The sequence below is a fragment of the Pacificimonas sp. ICDLI1SI03 genome (genome assembly GCF_054740865.1).
Genome location: NZ_JBSQAU010000001.1, coordinates 636,263 through 653,135 on the forward strand (window position 1 = coordinate 636,263; position 16,873 = coordinate 653,135).

Consider the following 16,873-nt stretch of genomic DNA (forward strand, 5'->3'; position numbering starts at 1 on the left):
GGCGGTGCCCTTGCCGGTGTGGATCTGGGCACCAAGACCATAGGGCTGGCGATCAGCGATGCGGAGTGGCGCTTTGCCGGCCCCGACATCGTGGTGCGAAGGCGCAAGTTGGCAGACGATCTGGAGGCAGTCGGCGCGCGCCTTTCCTCGTATCAGGTCAGGGGTCTCGTCGTGGGCCTGCCGCTCAATATGGACGGCACGCCGGGCGCCTCTGCGCAGCGCAGCCGCGCTTTCGCCCGCACGCTGGAGGGGGCATTTGGCTTGCCTGTGCTATTGTGGGACGAGAGCCTTACGTCCGTCGCTGCGGAGGAGGCGATGTTTGCCGCCGGCATCCCCCGCGCGCGCTGGGCAGAGAAAATCGACGCCCACGCGGCGGCAGTCATTTTGCAGAATGCAATTGACTGGTTTGCGCGCGAGCGGCGATGACGACGCGCTATTCCTGTCCCTTTTGCCGTAGCGGCGGAGTTGCGCGCATCGGCGGCAATATTTAAGGCCTCGGTTTCAATGAAAGCGCCCCACACTTCGCGAACGCCCGTCCCGGACGGAGCGCACCCGTTCCCGCACGACCATCTGCTTGCCATTGAGGGTATGCAGCCATGGGAAATCGGCTTCCTGCTCGACGAGGCCGAGCATTGGACGACCCATAAGCAGCGCGGCAAGCAGCTGAGAGGTCTCACGCAGATCAATGCTTTCTTCGAGAACTCCACCCGAACGCTCGTCTCCTTTGAAATTGCCGGCAAACGCCTTCGCGCTGACGTCGTGTCGATGGCGGTTGCAGCATCGTCGGTCAAAAAAGGCGAAACGCTGCTCGACACTGCGCTGACGCTGGATGCGATGCACCCCGATGTAATCGTTATCAGGCACGAGGCGGCAGGCGCCGTTCAGCTGATAGCGTCGAAGGTCAGCTGCCCGGTGCTGAATGCGGGTGACGGTCGCCACGAACACCCAACCCAGGCCCTCCTCGACGCGCTGACCATTCGGCGTCGAAAGGGCAGGCTGGAGGGGCTGAAGATCGCGATTTGCGGCGACGTACTGCACAGCCGCGTCGCCCGGTCGAATTTTCACCTGCTGAGCGCCATGGGGGCTGAGGTGCGGGCGGTGGCGCCGCCGACCCTGATGCCGCCGGCTGTTGATCGTCTGGGCGTCATTCCTTTCACGGACATGGACAAGGGGTTGGCGGGCGCGGATGTCGTCATGATGCTGCGGCTGCAGCAGGAGCGCATGACAGGAGCTTATCTGCCGTCCCCGCGTGAATATTTTCACTTTTACGGCCTGACGGAGGAACGACTGGCTGCGGCTGCGAGCGACGTGCTCGTCATGCATCCGGGGCCGATGAACCGGGGCGTGGAGATCGCCACGTCGGTCGCGGACGATATCCAGCGCTCCGCCATTACGGAACAGGTGGAGATGGGCGTCGCGGTGCGCATGGCGTGTCTCGACGTGCTGACGCGCAAGCGGCGGGGCATTTCCTGGAATGGAAGGGTATGGGCATGACCAGCTTGCACATCGCAAATGCCCGTATCGTCGATCCGGCGCAGGGTCTGGATATTACCGGCGACATCCTGATCGAGGGCCGGCAGATCGTCGCGACGGGGCAGGTCGAAGCGCCGGCAGGCGCCCAAATTATCGACGCCAAGGGAATGGTCGCGTCGCCCGCCTTCATCGATGCCGGCATATTCCGCGCCGATGCGGCCGCATGTCTGGCGGGGGGAATCACCCGCGTCCTCTTGATGCCGGATCAGTTTCCGCCTCTCGACGATCCTGCGCTGGTCGAACGCGCCATGCGGATCGGCAAGCCGCACGTGTGGGTTCATCCCCTTTCCGCCGCGACGAACGGACTTGCGGGCGAAGAGCTGGCCGAGATCGGGCTGATGCGGGAAGCGGGCGCTGCCGCCGCCGCGACGGGACGCAGCGGCATTGCGTCCACCGCTGTCATGCATCGGCTGCTAAGCTATTCGCGGGCGTTCGACATGACCATCGTCAGCCACGCCGAGGATGCCGATCTGGTCGAGGGGGCGAGCGCCAGCGATGGCGAGACCGCCACACGCCTCGGCCTGCCGTCCGCGCCCGCCATCGCAGAAAGTATTGCCGTCGCGCGCGACACGCGCCTGGCCGAGGACACCGGCGCCCGGCTGCATATACGCTGCATCAGCACCGCCGAAAGTGCGGCGATCGTGGCGCGCGCGAAGGAGCGCGGGGTGCGCATTACCTGTGGCACGACCCCGGCACATTTGCTGCTGAACGATGCGGAAGCAACGAATTATCGCAGCTTCGCGCGGTTATCGCCGCCCCTGCGCAGCGAAACGGACCGCCTGGCCATGGTAGAGGCGCTGAAGGACGGCACGATCGACGTCGTTTCGTCCGGTCACGACCCCCGCACGCAGGAGGAGAAGCGCCTGCCGTGGACGCAGGCCGCCCCTGGCATGGCGGGTCTGGAAACGCTGTTACCGCTTACCCTGATGGCGCTGGGCGGGGACAGTGCATATTCACGACTGGTGGAGGTTCTCTCCAGCGCCCCGGCGCGCATTTTTAACCTTCCGGGCGGTACGCTGGCTGAGGGAGCGCCTGCGGACGTCACGCTGGTTAAGCCCGACAGGGCATGGCGTATCGATGCGTCGGCGCTGGCGCATCCTGCTGCAAATACACCCTTCGACCGTCTGCCGGTGACGGGGAAAGTATCGATGACGATCAAGGGCGGCGAGATCGTCTACAAAGCATAATGAGAGCGAAGCGTTAGCCTTGTCCCGGCGCGCTCGGTTCGTGGCTCAGCCGCGTCCGATCAACTCACGCGCCATCTGGTCGGCGACGCGATTGGTCGCTTCGCCCTCCTGATCTGCGCGGGTGAGAATTTTCGCGACCCGATCCTCGATTTTCGCGATGCGGGTTTTTACTGCCTCGGCATCGCCGTCGCCGAAATATTCGGCCATGACATTGATGATCCCGCCAGCATTCAACGCATAATCCGGAACGTAAAGCACGCCGCGCTCCTTCAGACGGTCGCCATCCTCCGGTCGCCGCAACTGATTATTGGCTGCCCCGGCGACGATCTCCGCGTTCAAGGCGGGGATGGTCTCCTCGTTCAGGACTGCGCCCAATGCACAGGGCGCCAGGACGTCAGCTTCGGTGAACAGGATTTCTTCTGGCGCCACGACGTGCGCCCGCAATTCGCCGGCAAGCTGTGCGGCCTTCGCCTCGTCGATATCGGCGACTGTCAGGCGGGCGCCGTCCGCCGCCAGATGCCGCGCAAGCGCGATGCCGACACTGCCCAATCCCTGAATGGCCACGTGTACGCCCTTGAAACCTTCACGACCCAGACGGTGCCGGACCGCTGCGCGCATACCCAGGAAAACACCCTCCGCCGTCCAGGGCCCGGGATTGCCCCCGGCCTTGCCGCCTGCGACCGGCAAGCCACTGACATGCTTGGTGCGCCGCGCGATGACTTCCATGTCGGCATCGCTCATGCCGATGTCTTCTGCGGTGACATAATTTCCGTTCAGACTGCTGATTGCGCCACCTAGCGCTTCCAGGATGGCGTCGGATTTTGGAAATGCGCTGCGCTTGAACAATACAGCCTTGCCGCCGCCGGCTGGCAGGCCGGCGAGTGCGTTTTTATAGCTCATGCCGCGCGAAAGACGCAGCGCGTCGACCAGGGCCGCCTCACTGTCGGCATATTGATGATAGCGGCACCCGCCGGCGGCGGGCCCCAGATGGGTCGAGTGTATGGCGATGATCGCGCGCATGCCGCTTTTCACATCGTCGAACACGTGAACCGCCTCGTGATCGTCGAAGGCGGGCAGATCGAACACGGACATGCGAGGGCTTTCGCGTAAAGAAAAACGTGGGGCGACCGACGGGGTTTGAACCCGCGACCTCTGGTACCACAAACCAGCGCTCTAACCAGCTGAGCTACGGTCGCCACAGACAAAGGGCAAAGCCCCCGTTCAGGCACGCGCACATATGCGCGGTGTGAAGGAGCGTCAAGGCGACTGGCGCGTTGAACAGCAGCTAAACGAGAACATGGGCAGGCCGCGCACCCCCTCGGCGCATATCCGCCATGCCGCCCGACTAGGCAGGTGCCTGTCGATTAGGCACGTCCCCGGCCGCGACGCGGTGGTTTTCCCATGGAAAGCTATCGGTTTCCTCCTTGGCATGAAACGTGCTGGGACGCGCGTAACAGAAACCAAATTCCTGTGGGGCAGGGACGACATGAAAATCGAGGGCGCATGAACAAGATCGAGGCGATCATCAAACCTTTCAAACTCGACGAAGTTAAGGAGGCGCTGCACGAGGTCGGCGTCCAGGGGCTTACCGTCACCGAGGCGAAGGGGTTTGGGCGGCAGAAGGGCCATACCGAACTTTATCGCGGCGCCGAATATATCGTCGACTTTCTGCCCAAGGTGAAACTGGAAGTGGTCGTCGAAGAATCGCTGTGCGACCGCGTGGTCGAGGCGATTGCCAATGCTGCCAAAACCGGCCGCATCGGCGATGGCAAGATCTTCGTATCCCACATCGCACAGGCCTATCGCATCCGGACCGGCGAACGCGACGCCGACGCCGTCTAGCGCGCTGCCGGAACCTACCCTCAAACATACCAACCGAAAGGACGAAAAATGGCCAATCAGGCTTCTGATATTCTTAAACTGATCAAGGACAAGGAGATCGAGTGGGTGGACATCCGCTTCACCGATCTGCGCGGTAAATGGCATCATCTGGGCATGGTGTCGTCCGTTGTTGACGAGGACATGCTGTCCGAGGGATTCATGTTCGACGGGTCCTCCATCGCAGGGTGGAAAGCGATCAATGAATCCGACATGATCCTGAGGCCCGACCTGGACGCGGTCTATTTCGACCCGTTCAGCGCGACGCCGATGATGATCGTGTTCTGCGATGTCGTCGAACCCTCCACCGGCGAACTGTACGACAGCGATCCGCGCTCCGTCGCGAAACGCGCCGACACCTTCGTCAGCCAGCTCGGCATTGGCGACAAGGTGTTTATCGGACCCGAGGCGGAATTCTTCTGCTTTGACGATGTTCGCTTCGACAGCGGCTATAACAAGTCATCCTACGAGATTGACGATATCGAACTGCCGACCAATACCGGCCGCAAATATGACGAGGGCAATTACGCCCACCGTCCGCGTGCAAAGGGCGGCTATTTCCCCGTCGCACCCGTCGACCCCGCCCATGATCTGCGCGCCGAAATGGTCTCCACCATGCTGGAAATGGGCCTGCCCATGGACAAGCAGCATCACGAAGTCGGCGCCGCCCAGCACGAGCTTGGCCTGACCTTCGGCGAATTGGTGGAAACCGCCGACCGCATGCAGATCTACAAATATGTCGTGCACAATGTGGCGCATGCCTATGGCAAGACGGCGACCTTCATGCCGAAGCCGATCGCACAGGATAACGGATCGGGCATGCACACGCATATTTCGATCTGGGACGGCAAGAAGAACACCTTTGCCGGCGACGGTTATGCCGGCCTCAGCGAGACGGCACTGCACTTCATCGGCGGCGTCCTGAAGCACGCCAAGGCGGTGAACGCCTTCACCAACCCGACGACGAACAGCTATAAGCGGCTCGTTCCGGGCTTTGAGGCACCGGTTCTGCTGGCTTATTCCAGCCGTAACCGCTCCGCATCCTGCCGCATTCCCTATGGTAGCGGCGAAAAGAGCCGCCGTGCGGAATTCCGGTTCCCTGATGCGCTTGCCAACCCGTACCTCGCCTACACCGCGCTTCTGATGGCGGGCCTCGATGGTATCGAGAACCGCATCCATCCGGGCGACCCGATGGACAAGAACCTGTATGATCTGCCGCCGAAGCAGCTGAAGCGCGTCCCGACCGTTGCCGGTTCCCTGCGCGAGGCGCTGACGCAACTCGACAAGAACCGCAAGATCTTCACGCGCGGCGGCGTATTCTCCGACACGCTGATCGACAGCTATATTGATCTGAAGATGGAGGAAAACCTCCGCTGGGAGATGGCACCCAGCCCGGTCGAATTCGATATGTACTATTCCGGCTAAGGCGCGCATCGCCGCCTCGGCACAGGAAAGGGCCCGGACAAATGTCCGGGCCCTTTTCATTTAGCGCCTGGGGAATGCATCGGCGGCACCGCCGCGCTGAACCGTTAAAATGCGGCTGTCAGAAGCAGGCCAAGGGCGAAATCGCTGGCACCTTCGTTAAGGCCCACCGAGCCATATCCGGTCCAGCTGAAGCGATCGTTGATCGACCCGCTGACGGCGGAAAATAGCTCGTGGCCGTCATCGACCAGGGGGCTGGGGCTTTCATCATATTCATAAGCGAGCAAAGCCACCGTGTCGCCGCGTTCGCCCAGCGGGACGGAAAAGCCGCCGGCCAGATGCAATGTGTTGTTCAGGTCGAAGCCGTCTGGGTCGCCCAGAAAACGGTAGCCAGCGGAAACATAGGGAACGATGCCGCCGATGGGCTTGGCGATGTCGGCCGCCAAGGTAACGTCCGTTTTTCCCGTGCTGAGGCCACTGTCGTTGGATGCGGTCGGGAGTTTTACGCGGGTCGTCACGTCCACGTCGAAACCATCTTCGGCAGAACGGGTCAGCGACCAGGTTCCCCCCAGCGTCAGATCGGCCAGTCCATCGCGAACGCGCGCCTGGCCAGGCGAAATTTTAGCGCCCGCCACGATGGGGCCGCCGTCGGTTCCGGCGAATAACAGTGCATCGCTTTCTACCCGCATATAGGGCAGCGTTCCCCACACCCGCAGATCGCCGAAATCATATTTCAGGCTGAACGGAACGACGAGCAGGTTGGACCGGGTCGGCAGGCCAAAATCGCCCTGCCAATAGGCGACGCCGGTCGACGCGCTAAACCCCGACAGACTCGTCACGTTGTCCAGCCGGGGGTTCGGCATTGGGCCCGATTCCGCAGCCTCGATCGCCGCAGCGCCGAAGAAGCTTGTCCCGATCAGGGCGCTGACAAAAAATCTCGATTTCATGACTACCTCTTCAGTTTCGCATGGCGCGCAGGCGATCACGCGCCTCTCGCGTCGCCTTTGCAGCGCGATCATCAGTTTCCGGTGCGGCATCGGCAGCCTGCGCCGGGGGAGGGCTGGAGGGGGCCTCGGCGACCAGCAGCGGGAGAGTATCTTGTGACAGGGTTAGAGGTTCCAACTGCTCGACAAGGACCGCAGGCTCGTCCGCTTCGGCTAGCACGGCTATTTCCGCAGGAGGTTTGCGAGTCTGAGGCGCAGGCGATGGCGGAGGGCTGCTCGATGATGGGGCGGTGGACGTGTCGGCGACGGAGGCCGAAGCCCTCTCACCTGCGAACAACGGCTCCGTAGGTTCGGAATAGGTCAGCGCGCCGTCGATCCGCGTGGCCGATCCCTCACCTGATCCAGTATTACCTGATGCCGGCTCCCCGGAACCCGCGACTTCATGCTGCGACCTGTTCAGAGCGGCGACCTCCTGCTGCCCTGTTGCGGTGGCCGAGCGGTCGCCTATCTCGTCAGCCCCGTTGAGGGGCCTGATCGGCTGCGGCGCCAGGAACAGGACATAGGATGCTGCCAGGCCTGCGATCAGTGCCGCGCCCGTACCGAACGCCTTGCCCCGGCGTGATTTCGACACGCGGCCTTCCTCCTGCGGGCTGATGGCGGCAATGGCTGGACCCTGCGGGGGGCCGTCGTTTTCGTTCCGCTCGACAAGTGAGATTTCGCTTTCGCCTCTCGGCCGCGCGAGGGGGACGGATGCGTGCGGAGACATTGCGGGATCGTCCGTCGCCATGCGTCTCTGATTCCTCAGCGCCAGTCGCGCGGCGGCCAGATCGACATGGTAAGGCTCGACCGTCTCTGCATTTTCCAGTGTCGCCTCGATGGCAGCGGATCGCAGCAGGGAGCGCACCAGACGCGGCCGTCCTTCGGCATGCAGCGAGATCCGCCTGAGGGTGCCCCCCGACAACTCCAGATCACCGCAAAGCGCCGTAGCAAGCCGTGCAACCTCTTCCGGGGTTAGCGGGTCGAGACGAACGATGGTGAGTTCTGCGCCGGGGGGCAGGGCGCGGACATCGTCTGGGCGCGCGGCGACGATGATGCTGGGCCGACCGGCGGTTACGCGCTCGCTCAGGCAGTCGCGTCCCGCATCGTCCAGATCCTCCGCCTCGTCCACCAAAAGCAAATCAGGCGTCTGGCATTCCATGCCGCCAAGTGCGGCGCCCCGGGCAGCGAGCAGGATCGCGCCAAAATGGGTCGCCCAGTCCCTCTCTATGCGGCGCAACAACGCGCTTTTTCCGACACCCGGAAAGCCCGCCAGCAGAATGAGAGTCCGCCCCGCCGCCACATGATCGAAAATCGTTGCAGACGCAGCAATCTCCGCTTCGGAACGCAGATAATTGTCCGGGCCCGCATCCACCGTCGACAGCAATGTCATATCAAGAGGGGCGCTGCCCCCTTCGTTGGGCGTATTGGCAAAGCTGGAAGACGGGCGGTGCACCGCGGACCTCGTTTCATGGCTGCGGGGGACGAAATATGGAGATGATCGGAAAGAAGTTTGCAGCGCGTACCGTATGAAATATAGTTAATTTTCGTTCGAAAGCAACAATGGCGCAGTGGCTACTCAATGACAGGCGGGGACGATCCAGCCTGCAACGGCGCACGCTTCAGCAGGAATACGAGCGGGATTGCCGCCATGCTGAGCCACATGATTAGCCAGAAATCGTCCAGATAGGCGATCATCAGCGCCTGGCGGCTGATTTCTGCGTCGATCAGAGCGAACAACTGGTTCCCCATTTCACCGAAACGGGTCGCTTGCTGGGGATCGAACGAAAAGATGCTGTAGCTGGTGACGTGCGCCGACAGATCGGCATGGCTGACCTGCAGGTTGCGGGCCAGAAATGTGGATACTACCGAAATGCCGATGGAGGCACCGACGCTCCTCAACAGGTTGAGCAGGCTGGAGCCGTCTGTGCGGGCGCTGGGTGGCAGTGTCGCAAATGCCAGCGTGTTGAGCGGGATGAAGACAAAACCCATGCCCAGCCCCTGCACGAACCCGGACGTAACGATGGGCCACCAGCCCATTTCCAGGGACCAGGTGGTCATCCACCACAGGGATACCGCCGCCAGGATCATGCCAAAGCCGATCAACCAGCGTGAATCCACCCTGCCCATCAACTGCCCTGCCAGCGCCATCGATATCAGCACCCCAATTCCGCGCGGTGCCAGCAACAATCCGGTATCGATGACCGGATAGCCATAGAGCTGCTGCAACATCGTCGGCAGCAGGGCCATGGTCGCAAACATCATGACGCCAATGACGATCATGAACAGCAGCGATGTCATCAGATTCCTGTCCGTCAGCAAAACGCGACTGAACATCGGAGATTTTGCTGTCGCCATGTGGATGCCGAACACCCAGAGGGCAGCCACCGCAACGCCGATCTCGATCAGGATTTCCGTGCTGTGCAGCCAGTCCTCGCCCTGACCGCGATCCAGCAGCAATTGCAGCGCGGCCAGCCCCAGGGCGAGCATGGAGAAGCCGAAAAGATCGAAGCTGCGCCGGCTGGGCGGCCTTCGCGGCAATAGCCACCACAACAAGGCAACGCACAGGATACCAATCGGCAGATTGACATAAAAAACCCAGCGCCAACTGTAATTTTCAGTGAGGAGCCCGCCAAGCACGGGACCGGTGATCGGGCCGATCATGACGCCCATTCCCCAGATCGACATGGCCTTGCCGTGGCGCTCTGGCGGATTGATGTCGAGAAGGACGGTCTGGGACAGGGGGCCGATAAAGGCGCCGGCGATTCCCTGCAGCACACGGAAGGCGACCATCTCCTCCAGGCTGGTGGCGATGCCGCACAACATGGAGGCTCCCACGAAACCGATCGCCGAAAACAGGAACAGATTCCGCGCACCGACCCGGTCGGCCAGCCAGCCAGTGATGGGAATGGCGATGGCACTTGCGACGATATAGCTGGTCAGCACCCAGGTAATCGTGTCGACCGTGGCACCCAGACTTGCCTGCATATGGGGCAGGGCGACGTTGGCAATCGTCGAATCGAGCACCTGCATGACCGTGGCCAGCATGACGCCGATGGTAAGGAGGCCTCTATTGGTGACCGGCGTATTGGCCTGTCCGACGATGGACCGGTCAGCGGCTGGCATGATTCGTGCCTTCGATGTCCACCGATACATGCGCCGAAAGGCCGGTGATCAGCGGTCGAGGCGAGGGGGAGTCGAGTTCCAGGCGAACGGGCACGCGTTGCGTCACCTTAACCCAATTTCCATTGGCATTTTGGGCGGGAAGAAGGGCGAAGCTGGACCCCGTGCCGGCGCCGACGCTGGCCACATGCCCGTCGAGTTCCAGCCCGTCATAGGCGTCTATGGAAATCTTCGCCGGCTGGCCGGGGCGGATCTGGTTAAGATCGGTTTCCTTGTAATTCGCCTCGATCCAGCTCTCGCCGCGAACCACGAGGCTTAGCGCCGGGACGCCCGAAACCATCACCTGACCAACCTGCAGGCGATCGGCCTGACTCACGGTGCCGGCGGCGGGGGCCAGGACGGATGTACGCTCAAGGTCCAGGCGCGCCTTTTCCACCTTTGCCAGCGCGGATGCCACGGCCGGATAGGTGCTCGCCCCGCCTTTGGACAGTGATGCCTGCGCCCTCGTGCGGGCGGCGAGGGCGGCATTCAGTTTTTCCCGCGCGACGGCGACGCCATGTTCTGCCGCCTGGAACCGGGTTCGGGTCGTGAAGCCGCGGTCCATCAATTCGCTCTGCCGTTGATAATCGTCCTGCGCGAATGCCAGATCCTCTCGCGCGGCGGCGATATTGACTTCGGTGCCGCCAATATCTGTTTGCAGGCCGCCCACATCGACCTTCGCGGTCGCCAAATCGGCCTCTGCCGCTGCCAGCGCGATGCGATAGGGGTCGGGATCGATACGGAACAGCAGGTCGCCCGCCTCGACCTCTGTATTTTCAGCGGCGGCAACCTCGACGATCCGGCCGGTGACATCGGGGCTGATCGATACGACGTTCTGATGAATATAGGCATTGTCGGTGCTGACGGTCTTGCCGGATATCAACCATAAATAGGCCCCGATCGCCAGTAATAGCAGTGGCACGGACAGCATGATCAGCAGGCGCGATGGACCGCGCTTCCCGGGGGTTTCGGCCGCCACGGTACGTTGCTGGGCAGAGGACGGGAATTGCGGATCAGCCTCAGCCATGAGCGCGGTTTCCTTCGCTCGCGGGACTCGTCAGACCGTCCCGCACCTTATTGAGCAGATGGCCCAGCTGTTCGATCTCGTCGGCCGACAAATTGCCCGTCGCGGCGGCGGAGACACCGGCGCCAACATCGCGCAGCTGATCGATCAGCGGCCGGGCGGGCTCCTTCAAATAGATCAGCCACGCGCGCCGGTCGTTGGGATCGCGGCGCCGTTCAACCAGCGATGCCTCTGCCAGGCGGTCGACCATTCGGCACAGGCTGATCGGCTCCACCTCCAGCCGTTCGGCCAGACTGGCCTGTTTTATGCCCTCCTCGCGCGAAAGGCTCAGAAGCACACGCCACTGTGCCCGCGTGACGCCCAGCGTACTGGCGTCCGCGTCGAAACGCCGGCGAAGCAGACGACCGACGTCGGAGATCAAAAAACCCAGGTTTTCGTTCATGAGCGCAAATATAATAAGCACGCTTATGAATTCAACATGAGTGTTCCTTGCGCAGGGCGAAGGGCCGCTGGTGCGTCAGTCTAGCGCTATGTCCGGTGCGTCTTCCTGCTTCATCCCGACGGTATGATAGCCGGCGTCGACATGGTGAGTCTCGCCGGTAACGCCGCTCGCCAGATCGGACAGCAGGTAAAGGCCCGCGCCGCCGACATCCTTGATGGTGACATTACGGCGCAGGGGACTGTTCAGTTCATTCCACTTCAAGATATAGCGGAAATCGCCGATTCCCGACGCCGCCAGCGTCTTGATCGGCCCGGCGCTGAGGGCGTTCACGCGGATCCCTTCCGGACCGAAATCATTGGCAAGATACTGCACGCTGGTTTCCAGCGCTGATTTGGCGACGCCCATCACATTATAATGCGGGACAACCTTTTCGGCGCCATAATAGCTCAGCGTCAGTAGGCTGCCGCCATTTGGCATCATGGCAGCCGCGCGCTGTGCGCAGGCGGTAAAGCTGTAAACCGAAATGTTCATGGTGTTCAGGAAGTTGTCCAGGCTCGTGTCGGCATATTTGCCGCGCAATTCGCCCTTGTCGGAGAAGCCGATGGCGTGAACCAGAAAGTCGATGCTGTCCCAGCGTGCCTTTAATTCGTCAAAGGCGGTGTCGAGCGCGTCCATCGACGAAACATCGCACTCGATCAGGAAGTCGCTGCCCACCTGCTCGGCAAGCGGAGCCACGCGCTTCTTCAGCGCCTCGCCTTGATATGAGAATGCAAGGTCGGCGCCGTGTTCATGCAGCGCCTGCGCAATGCCCCAGGCCAATGACCTGTCATTGGCCAGCCCCATGATCAAGCCGCGTTTTCCCTGCATCAGTCCCGACATTTACAAGCCTTCCAATTTCAATTGGTCTTCCTTTAGCTTCGCCGTGGCGGTCAAGGCCAGCGCCGCGTTCAAATGAGCGCCGAGAACGAATCCCAGGCCGACGATGAAGAAAAAAATCAATGTGACCATGACCCCGGCGAGGGGGCCGTAAAAGCGGTCGGTATTCGCAAAATTTGCGAGAACCCACGGCAGGATGTTGGTGCCGCCGATCCAGACGCAGGTCGTGGCAAGCGCGCCCGGCCATTTTGGCCAGCCTGCCCGATATTCTCGCGGGGTCAGGCTGGTGAACAGGATGTAAAGCGCCAGAAACAGCGCGACCATCGGCCCCAGGCGCAGGCTTTGCAGCATCCCGATGTCCAAATTGGGGATAAGCCGTTCCACCAATTGCTCTACACCCACCAGCAGGAACTGGCTGGCAAATGCCACAAGCATCAGCAGAACGCTGCCCAAAATGATTGCGAAGCTGAGCAGTCGTCGCTGCCAGATCGGTCGGATGGCCTTGAAACCATAGGCCTTGTAAAGGATCAGGCGGATGGTTTCGACATAGCTGGCCGTCGTCCACAGCGCCACGACGATCGACAGCGTGATCAGCCCGCTTCCGCCTTCTCTCAGGATGGCAGCAATGGGTTCGGCAAGAAGATCCGCCACGCGGGGCGGCACGGTTTGCAAAAAAGTGCGCACTGCGCGCAGGCCGTCCCCCGACCGGCCAAGAAAGCCGGCGATGGACCCAATCAGCACGAAAAAGGGAAACAGCGTCAAAAGCGAAAGATAGGCGAGGTTTCCCGCATGCAGAAACCCCTCGTCGAACACACCGACAAGCACGCGTTTCACGACCTCGACCGGTCGGGTGCCGGACGCCAGGATCGTCTTTGCTGACCGGATAAGGTCGTTCAGCAAAACCGGGCTACAAATCCGCGCGGGGATCTCTCGCCCGGTCCGCGTCCCAACCCTGCACAAACGCTTCCAATGCCTCGTCGCCTGCGGGTATGTCGATTTCAATTGTGACCAGCAGGTCGCCACGACCGGACGGCTTTTTCGAAAACCCCTTTCCCTTCAGGCGCATGACGGTTCCGCCGTTCGTGCCCTTGGGTATTGTCAGCATGACGCCGCCCGACGTGGTGGGCACGCGAACCTTCGCCCCCATCACCGCCTCCTCCAGACGGACCGGCAGGTCGATACGGATGTCGTCGCCATCCTTGCGGAAATATCTGTGCGGCTTGATTGACAGGGTGACACGCGCATCGCCCTTGCCACCTGGGCCTTCCTCGCCCTGGCCGGTCAGCTTGATGGTCTGGCCGTCCTCGAAACCCTGTGGCAGCTTCACTTCGATCGTCTTGCCGTTGCGCAAGGTAACGCGCTGGGGTTTCAGCTCCGCCGCCTCCTCAAACGGGATGGGAAGTCGATATTGTACGTCGGCGCCCTTTTGCGGCGGCGGCTGGCTTGCGCCGCCGAACGGGTTGCCGCCCGGACGGCCACCGCCCATTCCGCCTCCCATGCCGCCGCGCCGGCCGAACAGTTCGTTCAACAGGTCGTCGGTGCCAAATTCCTGCGTACCGGCACGGCCGCCACCAAAACCACCGCCAAATCCGCCTCCTCCGAAGCCGCCATTTTGGGCAGAGCCGGGCCGCGCGCCGCCGCGTCCGAAACCGAAGGGCGCCTTCTGATCGCCATTTTCGTCAATCTCGCCACGATCATATTTGGCACGCTGTGCCTTGTCGGAAAGAATGTCATAGGCTTTCGTGACGTCCGAAAACCGTTCCGCCGCGCGCGGATTGTCCTTGTTGCGGTCGGGGTGCAGCTCCTTCGCCAGCGTGCGATAGGCGGACTTGATCGCCTTCTCATCTGCGCCGCGCGGCACACCCAGTCGTGAATAAAGATCAGCCATTCGCGTTCCGTCATCATAAAGGGCGGCGCGAATCCACACCGGATCAAACTGCCCTATTCCACTAAGACAGCGAAATAAGAGGCCGCACAAGCCTTCGCAAGCTACTGCGAACCACCTGCAAAGATCGCGGTTGTCTGCCGTGGGGGCGCTGCATAGATCGCAATCATGGACCTGCCCGACGACCCCTTCGCCCTGTTCGACCGCTGGATGGCGGAGGCAGAAGCCTCCGAACCGCACGATGCCAATGCCATGGCGCTGGCGACTGCGTCGGCGGCAGGAGCGCCTTCGGTGCGAATGGTATTGCTGAAGGATGTTTCGGAAGGGGGCTTCGTCTTCTACACGAATCTCGACAGCCGGAAGGGTAGGGAACTGGCCGACAATCGCGCGGCCTCACTGCTGTTTCACTGGAAATCGCTACGCCGCCAGATCCGCTTGGAAGGACAGGTCCAACCGGTCGGCGCCGAAGAGGCTGACGCCTATTTCGCCAGTCGCCCGCGCGCATCGCAGATCGGCGCCTGGGCCAGCCTGCAGTCGAGTGAACTGGATAGCCGCTCGACGCTGGAGGATCGGGTCACCGAATTCGAGCAAACCTATGCTGACCGGGATGTTCCCCGCCCGCCAAACTGGTCCGGCTGGCGACTGATCCCCAAGGCCTTTGAATTCTGGATCGACAAGCGCAGCCGCCTGCATGAGCGGTATATCTACACCCGCGCGGGGGCAGGCTGGTCGACACATATGCTATATCCATGAGCGGCGTTCCAACGCGCGGCACCCTGATGCGGCGGGCGGCCATCGCCTCGGTCGCGGCTGCGCTGCTGTTGCTTGTTGCAAAGGTCTGGGCGCATGCGGAAACGGGATCGGTGGCGATTCTGGGGTCGCTCGCCGACACGGGTCTCGACCTGATCGCCTCGCTCGTGACATTCTTCGCGGTTCGCGTCGCTGCCGAGCCTGCCGACCGGGAACACCGATTTGGCCATGGCAAGGCAGAGGCGATCTCGGCACTGTTTCAGGTCATGCTGATCGGGATCAGTGCGCTGGCCGTTGCCGTACAGGCGGTCCGCCGACTGATCGATCCTCAACCGGTTGCGGCGCCAGAGGCCGGAATCGGCGTGTCCCTGTTCGCAATTCTGGTCACCCTGCTGCTGGTCGTCTATCAGCGGCGGATCGCCCGCGCGACACAGTCGCTGGCGATTGAGACCGATCGTCTCCATTACCAGTCCGACCTTGCCCTCAATGTGGCGGTCATTGCGGCGCTGGTTCTTGCGGGATTCGGACTAGAGGGCGCAGATCCCGTTTTTGGCCTCGCGATTGCCGCCTGGTTCGCCTGGACGGCCTATGGCGGCGGCAGGCGCGCCGTCGACATGCTGATGGACCGTGAATGGCCCGAACTGCAACGCCAGCAATTGCTGAACATGGTGGCGATCATGCCTGATGTGCACGGCGTGCATGAACTGCGCACGCGTCGCGCGGGCGACCAGGACTTCGTTCAGTTCCACATGTGGGTCGACCCCGACCTGACCGTGGCGGAAGCGCACGAGATTTCCGACAGGGTGGAGGCTGCCGTGCTGAAGGCCTATCCCGGCACCGAATTGCTGATTCATGTCGATCCGCGGGGCCATATGGACGACAGCGAAGTAGAGGAGGACCATTTTTGTCAGATCGATCCAGAAGCGCAGCTTCCTTCCGCCACATAGACGCCTTCGCGACAGAGCCGTTCGAGGGGAACAGCGCAGCCGTCTACCGCCTCGATGCCTTCCCGCCGGACGACCTGATGCTGAAGATCGCGCGCGAACATAATCTGGCGGAAACCGCGTGGGTCGTGCCCGACGATAGTGGCGAGGCGGATTATCAATTGCGCTGGTTCACGCCGGCGGTCGAGGTGGAGCTGTGCGGCCATGCAACGCTCGCCTCGGGCCACGCCATTCTGTCGGATGACCCTGACCGGGAGGCGGTCCGCTTTCGCACGCTGAAGGGGGCGGGCGTTCTGACCGTCGCGCGGCAAAAGGATGGTTATTCGCTGGACCTGCCGTCGTGGGAAACGCAGCCAACGGAATATGATCGTCTTGCCGCTGCATTCGGCGCAGCGCCGAAGGAATTGCGTGTCACCGATAGCGAGGGCGAGGATAGTTTCCTTGCCATCTATGATACGGCAGCGGACGTGCGCGCCCTGCGGCCCGACTTCAACGCCATGGCGCCTCTCGGCAATTATCTGATCATAGCGACCGCCCCAGGCGACGAGCCGGGGATCGACGTGGTCAGCCGCGTTTTCGCACCCGGCGCGGGGATCAACGAGGATCCCGTTACCGGCTCCGCCCACGCGATCCTGACGCCTTATTGGGCGGACAGGCTGGGTCGCGATGAATTCCACGCCTATCAGGCCAGCGAGCGGGGCGGCCACGTTCTATGCCGGCGCAGCGGCAATCGGGCAGTTCTGACCGGCAGTTGCGTTGACGTTATTCGGGGTGAATTGCTGGTCTGACG

At 62.2% G+C, this 16,873-nt stretch carries 17 protein-coding genes and 1 tRNA gene; 8 read left to right on the plus strand and 10 right to left on the minus strand.

Translation table 11 applies throughout. The features are described from left to right. Positions 1-18: 18 nt before the first annotated feature. The 3 genes from ruvX to ACSMXM_RS03020 all read left to right on the plus strand — a co-directional run bounded on the left by ruvX (position 19) and on the right by ACSMXM_RS03020 (position 2,720). Positions 19-426 (plus strand): Holliday junction resolvase RuvX, encoded by a 408-nt coding sequence (ruvX, locus tag ACSMXM_RS03010; RefSeq protein ID WP_460313827.1) that lies wholly within the window; start codon positions 19-21, stop codon positions 424-426. Positions 427-504: 78 nt separating this feature from the next. Further along, positions 505-1,494, plus strand: coding sequence for an aspartate carbamoyltransferase catalytic subunit (locus ACSMXM_RS03015; protein WP_460313829.1), 990 nt, complete (start codon positions 505-507; stop codon positions 1,492-1,494). Next, complete coding sequence (locus tag ACSMXM_RS03020) at positions 1,491-2,720, plus strand: dihydroorotase (protein WP_460313831.1); 1,230 nt, start codon at positions 1,491-1,493, stop codon at positions 2,718-2,720. The genes ACSMXM_RS03015 and ACSMXM_RS03020 overlap by 4 nt, the downstream gene beginning before the upstream one ends. Before the next feature lie 45 nt (positions 2,721-2,765). On the opposite strand, the gene ACSMXM_RS03025 is transcribed toward ACSMXM_RS03020, so the two are convergent. Both ACSMXM_RS03025 and ACSMXM_RS03030 read right to left on the minus strand, forming a co-directional pair. After that, positions 2,766-3,812 carry a Leu/Phe/Val dehydrogenase gene (locus ACSMXM_RS03025; RefSeq protein ID WP_460313833.1) on the minus strand — a complete coding sequence of 349 codons (1,047 nt, stop codon included), beginning with the start codon at positions 3,810-3,812 and terminating at the stop codon, positions 2,766-2,768. A gap of 27 nt (positions 3,813-3,839) precedes the next feature. Further along, positions 3,840-3,916: transfer RNA gene (locus tag ACSMXM_RS03030), tRNA-His, on the minus strand. Between the two features lie 307 nt (positions 3,917-4,223). Here ACSMXM_RS03030 and ACSMXM_RS03035 point away from each other — a divergent pair. Both ACSMXM_RS03035 and glnA read left to right on the plus strand, forming a co-directional pair. Then, on the plus strand, positions 4,224-4,562 hold the full coding sequence (locus tag ACSMXM_RS03035) for a P-II family nitrogen regulator (protein ID WP_460313834.1): 339 nt from the start codon (positions 4,224-4,226) through the stop codon (positions 4,560-4,562). Positions 4,563-4,610: 48 nt separating this feature from the next. Next, positions 4,611-6,023 carry a type I glutamate--ammonia ligase gene (gene glnA, locus ACSMXM_RS03040; protein ID WP_460313836.1) on the plus strand — a complete coding sequence of 471 codons (1,413 nt, stop codon included), beginning with the start codon at positions 4,611-4,613 and terminating at the stop codon, positions 6,021-6,023. A 104-nt stretch (positions 6,024-6,127) separates the two neighbouring features. Here glnA and ACSMXM_RS03045 read toward each other — a convergent pair whose 3' ends face one another. From ACSMXM_RS03045 to ACSMXM_RS03080, 8 genes are all read right to left on the minus strand, one after another. Next, positions 6,128-6,967: a transporter gene (locus tag ACSMXM_RS03045; RefSeq protein WP_460313837.1), complete on the minus strand. Its 840-nt coding sequence runs from the start codon at positions 6,965-6,967 to the stop codon at positions 6,128-6,130. Positions 6,968-6,977: 10 nt separating this feature from the next. Further along, on the minus strand, positions 6,978-8,456 hold the full coding sequence (locus ACSMXM_RS03050) for a hypothetical protein (protein WP_460313839.1): 1,479 nt from the start codon (positions 8,454-8,456) through the stop codon (positions 6,978-6,980). A gap of 119 nt (positions 8,457-8,575) precedes the next feature. Further along, positions 8,576-10,126, minus strand: a complete 1,551-nt coding sequence (locus ACSMXM_RS03055; protein WP_460313841.1) for a DHA2 family efflux MFS transporter permease subunit — start codon at positions 10,124-10,126, stop codon at positions 8,576-8,578. Next, positions 10,113-11,189, minus strand: coding sequence for an HlyD family secretion protein (locus ACSMXM_RS03060; RefSeq protein ID WP_460313843.1), 1,077 nt, complete (start codon positions 11,187-11,189; stop codon positions 10,113-10,115). The genes ACSMXM_RS03055 and ACSMXM_RS03060 overlap by 14 nt, the downstream gene beginning before the upstream one ends. Then, positions 11,182-11,628, minus strand: coding sequence for a MarR family winged helix-turn-helix transcriptional regulator (locus tag ACSMXM_RS03065; protein WP_460313844.1), 447 nt, complete (start codon positions 11,626-11,628; stop codon positions 11,182-11,184). The genes ACSMXM_RS03060 and ACSMXM_RS03065 overlap by 8 nt, the downstream gene beginning before the upstream one ends. A 75-nt stretch (positions 11,629-11,703) precedes the next feature. Further along, a complete protein-coding gene (fabI, locus tag ACSMXM_RS03070) occupies positions 11,704-12,507 on the minus strand; it encodes an enoyl-ACP reductase FabI (protein ID WP_460313846.1) in 804 nt (267 codons plus the stop codon). Continuing rightward, on the minus strand, positions 12,508-13,404 hold the full coding sequence (locus ACSMXM_RS03075) for a YihY/virulence factor BrkB family protein (protein ID WP_460313848.1): 897 nt from the start codon (positions 13,402-13,404) through the stop codon (positions 12,508-12,510). 7 nt (positions 13,405-13,411) lie between these two features. Next, on the minus strand, positions 13,412-14,392 hold the full coding sequence (locus tag ACSMXM_RS03080; RefSeq protein WP_460313850.1) for a DnaJ C-terminal domain-containing protein: 981 nt from the start codon (positions 14,390-14,392) through the stop codon (positions 13,412-13,414). Between the two features lie 165 nt (positions 14,393-14,557). Here ACSMXM_RS03080 and pdxH point away from each other — a divergent pair, with 165 nt between their 5' ends. The 3 genes from pdxH to ACSMXM_RS03095 are packed head-to-tail and all read left to right on the plus strand — an operon-like array spanning position 14,558 to position 16,871. Beyond that, on the plus strand, positions 14,558-15,142 hold the full coding sequence (pdxH, locus tag ACSMXM_RS03085; RefSeq protein WP_460313852.1) for a pyridoxamine 5'-phosphate oxidase: 585 nt from the start codon (positions 14,558-14,560) through the stop codon (positions 15,140-15,142). After that, positions 15,139-16,086, plus strand: a complete 948-nt coding sequence (locus tag ACSMXM_RS03090; protein ID WP_460313854.1) for a cation diffusion facilitator family transporter — start codon at positions 15,139-15,141, stop codon at positions 16,084-16,086. The genes pdxH and ACSMXM_RS03090 overlap by 4 nt, the downstream gene beginning before the upstream one ends. Next, positions 16,044-16,871 (plus strand): PhzF family phenazine biosynthesis protein, encoded by an 828-nt coding sequence (locus tag ACSMXM_RS03095; RefSeq protein ID WP_460313855.1) that lies wholly within the window; start codon positions 16,044-16,046, stop codon positions 16,869-16,871. The genes ACSMXM_RS03090 and ACSMXM_RS03095 overlap by 43 nt, the downstream gene beginning before the upstream one ends. Positions 16,872-16,873 lie beyond the last annotated feature (2 nt).